Origin of the sequence: Micromonospora sp. NPDC005220 (assembly GCF_040607895.1) — a bacterium.
GTDB lineage: Bacteria > Actinomycetota > Actinomycetes > Mycobacteriales > Micromonosporaceae > Micromonospora.
In genome coordinates this window covers 1-5,203 of sequence record NZ_JBEXHP010000203.1, presented here as the reverse complement: position 1 = coordinate 5,203, position 5,203 = coordinate 1, and the positions used below count along the sequence as shown (strand labels likewise).

Sequence of the window (5,203 nt, the reverse complement as noted above, 5' to 3'; positions counted from 1 at the left end):
CCCCGGTTTTGACTCCGAGCCCATCTCCAACGCCGCCGGCCGTCGTCTGGGCCCGCCGCAGGCCGGCCAGGGGCTTTGACACACGCCCTAGCCAGGGAGCCGGCCGGGCATCAGCCAGGAGCGTCAGGCGACGCCGAGGGTGGTGGCGAGTTGGACGATGCCGGTGGGCGCGTCGGCGGACCGCCACACGACGGTGACCAGCTTCCGTACCGCCGGACGGTCGTGCACCTCACTGTGGGCCGCGCGTTCCGCGTCGAGCAGCGTCCGGCCAGCCCGAGGCATGTCGCCGGTCACGGCGAATGCGCGTGCCACATCGAGGAGGTATGCGGCACGGTGCTCGGGCGACAGCCACCACCACTCCTCGCCGGCCACCAGCCGATCGTGCCGAGCCGTGGCCGTGGCGACGTCGCCAAGGGCCGCCTCGGCCACCACCCGGGCGGCCTCGACCACCGCCCGACCGAAAACCCCGCCGCTGCCCGCACCCACCTGCCGTGCGATGTCCGTGGCCTGGTCGAGCGCCCGACGTGCGCGGAGTTGGTCTCTGCCGCCCGCGGCGGCGAGCGCAGCCTGAACCAGTAGCGTGCCCCGAAGCGAGCAACCGACCGGAGGGTCATCGTCGGCCCGGCACGCACCGAGGCGGTCAGCGGCGACGAGCGCGGCATCCAGAGCGGACCGCCGTCGACCACGCGACCGAAGGGCCTGGGTCAACGACACGGTGGCGACGGCGGCCAGCCGGGGTTCGCCGGCGGCGACGGCCATCGCACGGTCGGCGGCCAGCCAGGCCAACTCTCCCTGGTCGACCTTCACGAGCACCAGCGCGGTGAGCGCATACACCCGCACCAGCAGCGCGCCCGTCGCGCCGGGGCGAGCGGCGTGCGCTTCGCGGACCGCATCGAGCAGACCGGGCAGCAGTGCCAGCAACGCCGGGTACCGCGCGTGCCGATAGCTCTGCTCGGCGTGCTCCACCCGAGCCCGCAACTCCTCGACCGGCTGCGGTGGGGTCGCGCCCTCCAGGTGGTAACGGGCCAGCGCCATCCGGATCCCGTCCACCCCGGCGGCGGCGGAAGTCGGCCGCACCGGCCGCACCGCCAGCAGAACCTCCACGTCGATCCGGAGCGCGTCGGCGACCTCGCGGAGGTTGGACACCCGCTCCAACCGGCGTACCCCACGCTCGACCTTGTCCACCCAACTCTTCGACTTGCCGAGCCGGTCGGCGAACTGCTGCTGCGTCATGTTCCGCCGGACCCGCCACTGGGCGACCCGGCGACCAACCGGCAGCTCGTTCACCGCCGGCCCGTCGCGCTCACCGCAAAACCCCAACCACAAACAGCACGAGTACGACCACAGCGATCGCGATGCCGTAGGAGTACTGCCGCCGGGTGAGCGGCGCCCGCGTCGGTCGGGCCGGACCGGGCACCCGATCCCCGTCCGGCTGCGGAGGCCGCGCCCCGGCAATGGGATACGCGGGCGGCAACGGCCCATCCGGCAGACGCTCGTCCAACTGTGCCTCCTCGCGGCGCGGTAGCTCGGGAGCGATGAGAGACGCAGGGTCAGGGCGAGGAAACGGCGGAAGCGCCCCACCCTGACCTGCATGCAGGTACTCCGCTGCTGACGAGAGGACCTGACATCCAACTTAGAGTGCAGTGAGTACAGAGTCAACACAGGATGCACAGAGTGTCATGTGCGATGGCATGCTCAGAGGGCTGACGAGAGGTGGCCCTCTGCCATGCCCAGACAACCCGTGTACGAGCAGGTCATCGGTGACGTGATTCGCTCGATCCAGTCCGGCGCGCTCCAGCCTGGCGACAAGCTGCCGTCGATCGCAGAACTCGGCGAGCAGTATCAAGCCAGCGCCACGCCGATCCGGCTGGCACTGCGGATCTTGGATGAGCGGGGCTGGATCGAGGTGCACCAGGGCAAGGGTTCGTTCGTGGCGCCGAACCCGCCCGCCTGAGCCTGAGGACATACCCGACTTCGTTGATCGTTGTCAGCTGAGCAGTGCGACACGCCGAGGGTGATGCTGCTGAGGTGCCACGGATCGCCGCCGCTCGCCTGAAACCACAGGCTCCTCGTGAAGATCCGCGCAACTTCGGGGAAACTGCTGCGTCGGCGCGCGTTGAGCAGCAGTTTCGCCGAAAGCGTGCGGATCTTGGCTTGCGCTCCGGGAGCGGGGCGGGGCGGGGCGGTCAGTCGACCGGCGTGATCAGCGTCAGGGTCGGGAAGTACGTGCGGTATCGCGACCCGTCCCGGGTCAGCAGGTGGTATCGGCACACAGCCGCATGCGCGCCGATGTAGAAGTCGGCCAACGGTGACCGCTTCGCCCCGCCCAGTTTCCGGTACCGCGCATAGGCCTTACCCGCGAGGAATCCCGCCAGGTACGGAAGCTCCTCACGCAGGAAGTCCCCTGCCGGCAACGCCTCGTCCAGCTCTTCGATGCGATCGAAACGGACCGACACCTCGGCGTACACGATGGGGTTGATCACCAGGTTGCCCGCGTCGCGGGCCTCGGCGAGGGCCGTCCCGGACCACTCCGCCCACTTGGGGTCGTCGGTCAGGATGTCCAGCAGCACATTGGTGTCGACCAGGGTCGTCGTCGCATCGGGTGGACGCGACGGCACCGCGCGGAGCCGGTCACTCGCCACGCAGCATCTCCATCAGCTCTTCGGTGGACATGTGCTCGGTCTCCTTGGCGCTCCCCCGACCGCGCATGTGGCCGACGAGGCGCTGGCCCCGGGTTTCGGCACCGTGGACCCGAACGATGCGGAGAGCGCCGCCCTCTTCAACCACATCGACCTCGTCGCCCTCATGCAGGTTGTATCGGGCCCGCAGAGCCGCCGGAATGGTGACCTGGCCCTTGCTATTCAACCGCATCCCCGACCCCCTGTCACGTGTCACACACGATACGCGACACTGGGCATCCCATGATGCATCGGTACCGCGAAGATCCGCACAACTTCGGTGAACGTGCTGCCTCAAGGCCCATCAAGGCAGCAGTTTCACCGAAAGTGCGCGGATCTTGACAGGAGTGCGTGGATCTTGAGGTGCGGCCCGAGCGGTCGGGGCGGCACCTGGGGTACTTGGCCGCGCGCGAACGGATCTCGCGCAGTAGGTTGGCGGGGTGACTGGACGGTTCCCGATCGAAGACGTCTCCCCCGTCGTCTCGTGCGGGCGATACCCGGCCAAGGCGGTGGTCGACGAACCGGTTCCGGTGTCGGCCCGCGCCTACCGGGAGGGGCACGACGCGCTGGGCTGCAACGTGGTGTGGGCCGGACCGGACGGCGTGAGCCGGCCGTTCACCCGGATGCGCCCCGGCGAGCCCGGCCAGGACCGCTGGCACGCCACCATCGCACCGGACGCCGTCGGCTCGTGGACCTTCTCCGTGGAGGCGTTCCAGGACCCGTACCTGACCTGGCAGAACGCGGTGACCAAGAAGATCGCCGCCGGGCAGGGGCCGGAGGACCTGGCCAACGACCTGGCCGAGGGTGCTCGGGTGCTCGCCGCCGCCCGGACGTTGGTGCCGACCGCCGACCGGCCGCGGGTCGCCGACGCGCTCACCGCGCTTGTCGACACCGACCTGCCGCTGCCGCAACGGGTCGGCCCGGCGCTGGCCCTGGCCGACCTGCTGTGGGAGCACCCGGTGCGGGAGTTGGTCACCGCCGGTGACACGTACACCATCTGGGTTGACCGCAAGCGGGCGCTCTACTCGGCCTGGTACGAGTTCTTCCCGCGCTCCGAAGGAGCGGCGGGTGGGCGCTCCGGCACCTTCGCGACCGCCACCGAGCGGCTGCCGGGGGTCGCCGCGATGGGCTTCGACGTGCTCTACCTGCCGCCGATCCACCCGATCGGCCGCATCAACCGCAAGGGCCGCAACAACGCGCTCACCGCCGGGCCGACCGACGTGGGCTCGCCGTGGGCGATCGGCGCGGCCGAGGGCGGCCACGACACCATCCACCCCGATCTGGGTACGCCGGCAGACTTCCGGGCCTTCATTCAGGCGGCCGGGGCGCAGGGCCTGGAGGTGGCGATGGACCTGGCGTTGCAGTGCGCGCCGGACCACCCCTGGGTCACCGAGCACCCGGAGTGGTTCACCACCCGGGCCGACGGCAGCATCGCGTACGCGGAGAACCCGCCGAAGAAGTACCAGGACATCTACCCGGTCAACTTCGACAACGACCCGGAGGGCATCCGGGCCGAGGTGCTGCGGGTGGTGCTGCACTGGGTCGGCGAGGGCATCCGGATCTTCCGGGTGGACAACCCGCACACCAAGCCGTTCGACTTCTGGCACTGGCTGATCGCCGAGGTGAAGAAGATCGACCCGGATGTGCTGTTCCTGGCCGAGGCGTTCACCCGGCCCGCCATCATGCACGGCCTCGGCAAGATCGGCTTCACCCAGTCGTACACCTATTTCACCTGGCGCACGACGGCCGCCGAGATGCGGGCGTACTGCGAGGAGCTGATCGAGGCGGCCGACTACATGCGGCCGAACTTCTGGCCGAACACCCCGGACATCCTGCACGAGTCGTTGCAGCACGGCGGCCCCCCGATGTTCAAGATCCGGGCGGTGCTGGCCGCGCTGCTCTCCCCCTCCTGGGGCCTGTACGCGGGCTACGAGCTGTTCGAGCACGTGGCCCGGCCGGGCGCGGAGGAGTACCTGGACAACGAGAAGTACGAGCTGCGCCCGCGCGACTGGGCCGGCGCCGAGGCGCAGGGCCGCTCGCTGGCGCCGTTCCTGACGATCCTCAATCGGGTACGCCGCGACAACCCGGCCCTGCACCAGCTCCGCAACCTGCGCTTCCACGAGATCGACAACCCGGCGCTGCTCTGCTGGTCCAAGCACGACCCGAAGACCGGCAACACGGTCATCGTGGTCTGCTCGTTCGACTCGCACGTGGTGCAGTGGGGCAACACCACCCTCGACATGCCGGCGCTCGGCTTCGACTGGCACGAACGGTTCACCGTGTACGACGAGCTGACCGGCACCAGCTACGACTGGGGTCAGCGCAACGCGGTACGGCTCGACCCGTACCTGCAACCCGCGCACGTGTTGACAGTGCGCCGCCCGACCCCGCCCGCCGCCCCGGCGCCCGCCGTCGTCGAGCCAGCCGACCTCACCGTCGCCGAGGTGCCGGACGAGCTGTCCGGCGGCCCCCCGCCCGCCACCCCCCCCCCCCCCGCGGGCCCCGGCCCGGGGCCGGCGGGCGCG

The 5,203-nt window shown here is 70.4% G+C and carries 5 protein-coding genes; 2 read left to right on the top strand and 3 right to left on the bottom strand.

Annotation, left to right across the window (positions count from 1 at the left end; genetic code table 11):
- Positions 1-123: 123 nt before the first annotated feature.
- Positions 124-1,287 carry a helix-turn-helix domain-containing protein gene (locus tag ABZU52_RS31855; RefSeq protein WP_354974624.1) on the bottom strand — a complete coding sequence of 388 codons (1,164 nt, stop codon included), beginning with the start codon at positions 1,285-1,287 and terminating at the stop codon, positions 124-126.
- A 439-nt stretch (positions 1,288-1,726) separates the two neighbouring features.
- Here ABZU52_RS31855 and ABZU52_RS31850 point away from each other — a divergent pair, with 439 nt between their 5' ends.
- A complete protein-coding gene (locus ABZU52_RS31850) occupies positions 1,727-1,954 on the top strand; it encodes a winged helix-turn-helix domain-containing protein (protein WP_354974623.1) in 228 nt (75 codons plus the stop codon).
- 232 nt (positions 1,955-2,186) lie between these two features.
- Here the strand turns inward: ABZU52_RS31850 and ABZU52_RS31845 are convergent, their stop codons facing one another.
- Positions 2,187-2,642, bottom strand: a complete 456-nt coding sequence (locus tag ABZU52_RS31845; protein ID WP_354974622.1) for a type II toxin-antitoxin system VapC family toxin — start codon at positions 2,640-2,642, stop codon at positions 2,187-2,189.
- Entirely contained in the window at positions 2,632-2,871 is a 240-nt protein-coding gene (locus tag ABZU52_RS31840; protein ID WP_196927485.1) for an AbrB/MazE/SpoVT family DNA-binding domain-containing protein, read from the bottom strand. The genes ABZU52_RS31845 and ABZU52_RS31840 overlap by 11 nt, the downstream gene beginning before the upstream one ends.
- 247 nt (positions 2,872-3,118) lie before the next feature.
- On the opposite strand from ABZU52_RS31840, the gene ABZU52_RS31835 reads away from it, so the two are divergent.
- Positions 3,119-5,203: maltotransferase domain-containing protein (locus ABZU52_RS31835; RefSeq protein WP_354974621.1), on the top strand; the 2,085-nt coding region annotated here is incomplete at its 3' end.

Excerpts from the sequence above, each read along its gene's own strand:
- ABZU52_RS31840 (WP_196927485.1), bottom strand. The coding sequence starts at position 2,871 with ATGCGGTTGAATAGCAAGGGCCAGGTCACCATTCCGGCGGCTCTGCGG.
- ABZU52_RS31850 (WP_354974623.1), top strand. The coding sequence starts at position 1,727 with ATGCCCAGACAACCCGTGTACGAGCAGGTCATCGGTGACGTGATTCGC.